Here is a 2,788-nt window from a genome sequence, read left to right as displayed (position 1 = left end):
AATGAAATCATGGCAAAGCTGATTGAGCGCTTCGGTGCTCACCCCCGGCACAACATGGGGCGTGATGAAATCCAAGGTTTCCGCCGCGAGCCGCCCGGCTTTGCGCATGCCTTCGAAATCGTCCGGCGTATGGATTTTGATCGTCGCCAAAGTCTCGTCGTCCCACTCATCGTCATTGTTGTTATCGTACATCAGGCTTCCTGAACCGCGTTAACCAGAGGAATTTGTTCCTTCAGCTTTACGCCTTCAGGGGAAATCTCACAAGCATAGGCGAAGGCTTCCACCCCTGCGGCGCGCGCATCCCGAAAGGCGCGCGCGTACCCAGGGTCGATATCGGCGGCCAGGGCGAACGCGGCGCAATCATCCCGCTGAATAATATACAGCATCGCCGCCCGTGCCCCAGCCCGAACCTGGGCCGCGAGTTCAAAAAGATGTTTAGCGCCGCGCGTTGTTACGCAATCGGGGAATTCGGCAAGGCCCGACTGGCGCATCAGGTGGACGTTTTTTCACCTCGATATAGCAGGGCGGGCGGTCCGGCGATTCGGCCAACAGATCGATGCGGGAGTTGACGCCATAGCGCACTTCCCGGCGCAAGTTGACGTAGCCGGCCAGCTCGGGGATCAGCCCGGCTGTAATCGCGGCCTCGGCGATGCGGTTCGGGTGGCCGGTGTTGATGCCCGCAAAGCTGCCGTCGGGCAGGCAGGTAATTTCCCACGAATAGGGCAGTTTGCCTTTGCCGGGCGCGAGCAAGATTTCCCAATCCGGCTCCGCGAGCCCCGTCATCGCGCCGGGGTTGGGGCAGTGGATGGTGACTTCCTCCCCGGCGCGCGGGCCGTCGAGCAGCACGACATCGGCCAAAAAGCGCTTATAGCGCTTCAGCAGCCGGGCGCGGGTGAGGGGCGGGAAGGCGTGCAGAATCACGAACGCTGCGACCAGTCAATCAAGCGCCGCGCCGATTCGCGCATCGCCTCTTCCGATCCCGCGAAGGAGAAGCGCACCGTGCGGCTGCCGCGCTGCGGATCGAAATCGACCCCAGGCGTAATGGCGACGCCGGTTTCCATCAGGATCTTCTGGCAGAAGGCGACCGAATCATTGGTGAGATGGCCGACATCGGCATAGAGGTAGAAAGCGCCATCGGCGGGGGCAAAATGAGTGAAGCCCGCTTTCGGCAGTTCTTCCAGCAAAATGGCCCGATTGCGCGCATAGCGCTGGCGGTTGGCTTCGAGTTCTTCCCCTGCCTCAAACGCCCCCAAAGCCGCCCGCTGGGCCAGCGTCGGCGCGGAGATGAAGAAATTCTGGGCGAGGCACTCTACCGAGCGCACTAAATCTTCCGGCAGAATCAGCCAGCCCAAGCGCCAGCCGGTCATCGAGAAATATTTGGAGAAGCTATTGACGATAATCGCCCGCTCGCCGCCCGACTCCGGTAGTTCCAGCGCGCAGGTGGCCGCCCCGGTATAGGTGAGCCCGTGGTAAATCTCGTCCGAAACCAGCCGTACGCCGTGGTTCCGGCACCAGGATAGCAGCGCCCCCAAGGCCTCACGCGATAGCACCGTGCCGGTCGGATTGGCGGGGCTCGCCACGATCACGCCATCGAGCGGCTGCACGGCGGAAAGCTGCTCAACGGTCGGATGAAAACCGCTCTCCGGCCCGGTCAGAATCTCGACGACCTCAATCCCCAGCGCGCTCAGGATATTGCGGTAAGCGGGATACCCAGGGCTCGCCAAAGCCACCCGCGCGCCCGCATCGAAGGCCGCCAGAAACGCCAGCAGAAACCCGCCTGACGAGCCGACCGTGAGGCAAATCCGGCCGGGGTCGACCGTCACGCCATAGGTCGCCTTGTAATGCCCCGCCAGCGCTTCCCGCAACTCCGGCAGGCCAAACGCATCAGTATACCCGAGCTTATCTGCATCCAGCGCCACATGCGCCGCCCGCAGCACCGAAGCCGGAGCCTGCGTCGACGGTTGCCCCACCTCTAAATGCAGCACATCCGCCCCGGTGGCGGCCCGCGCATCGGCGGCGCGCATCACCTCCATCACAAGAAACGGATCGATCTGACCGCGACGGGAAATCTGCATGAAGTTGTCTTTCGTCACTGTGTCGGGGCGCTGCCCCGACGCCCCGCTCAAGGGGCTTGCCCCTTGAGAATCCCTTTCATGGGAGACGCAAGATCGGGCTTCAGGAATAAGAAATGGGATTGCCAAGGGGCAAGCCCCTTGGCTGGGGTTGTACCCGCGCGTTTGACGCGCAAAGCGCATCGGCGGCAAAACCCCTAACGCCTTTTCCCCTACTGCTGCTGCCCCAAGGCGAGGCCGAAGCCGCGCGGGTCGGTGCGCTGATCGCAGCGGGGGTTTTGGTCGGGGATGCCGGAGGGGCAGAAGAGAACGTTCACCCTGCCCATACCGGGCGCATCGATAGGGGTATAGCCCTGCTGCTTCAGGCGCTCTTGGCTATCGTCGGCGTCGGGTTCGAGGAAGAGATAGGGGCCTTCGGCGAATTGGCGCGGGCGGATGACGGCTTCTTCCAGATCGTGCTGATCGATGAAGGCTCCGCCCATCACCTGCATAACGGCGGCGGTGGCGGGGCCGCCCCCGGTCGCAGCGGCGGCCATGAAGGTTTTCCCCGCATTGACGTTCACCACCAGAATCGGGGTGAGTGAGGCGTTGAGAGTGGCGGGCGGCGGCAGCATCAGGCCGGTGCCGGGCAGGCTGCGGCCGGTGCCGAAGAGGCCACCGCTGGTGAAGGTGCAGGCAACGGCGCTGCCGTTTTGATCGACGGCGACGAGGCTCGC

General features: G+C 63.5%; 1 protein-coding gene and 3 pseudogenes. All 4 read right to left on the bottom strand.

Going from position 1 to position 2,788, the window contains the following annotated elements; genetic code table 11:
* Positions 1-192: pseudogene (locus tag VZ95_RS12085) on the bottom strand (hypothetical protein); the annotation flags it as partial.
* A pseudogene (gene sfsA, locus VZ95_RS12080) lies at positions 192-915 on the bottom strand (DNA/RNA nuclease SfsA). The pseudogenes sfsA and VZ95_RS12085, both read right to left, overlap by 1 nt.
* Before the next feature lie 2 nt (positions 916-917).
* On the bottom strand, positions 918-2,075 hold the full coding sequence (locus tag VZ95_RS12075) for a pyridoxal phosphate-dependent aminotransferase (protein WP_045776064.1): 1,158 nt from the start codon (positions 2,073-2,075) through the stop codon (positions 918-920).
* Positions 2,076-2,284: 209 nt separating this feature from the next.
* Positions 2,285-2,788 (bottom strand): annotated as a pseudogene (locus VZ95_RS12070) (hypothetical protein); the annotation flags it as partial.

This window comes from Elstera litoralis (assembly GCF_000963705.1).
Classification (GTDB): domain Bacteria; phylum Pseudomonadota; class Alphaproteobacteria; order Elsterales; family Elsteraceae; genus Elstera; species Elstera litoralis.
This window is presented reverse-complemented; position numbering and strand designations above follow the sequence as displayed.

Excerpts from the sequence above, each read along its gene's own strand:
- VZ95_RS12075 (WP_045776064.1), bottom strand. The coding sequence starts at position 2,075 with ATGCAGATTTCCCGTCGCGGTCAGATCGATCCGTTTCTTGTGATGGAG.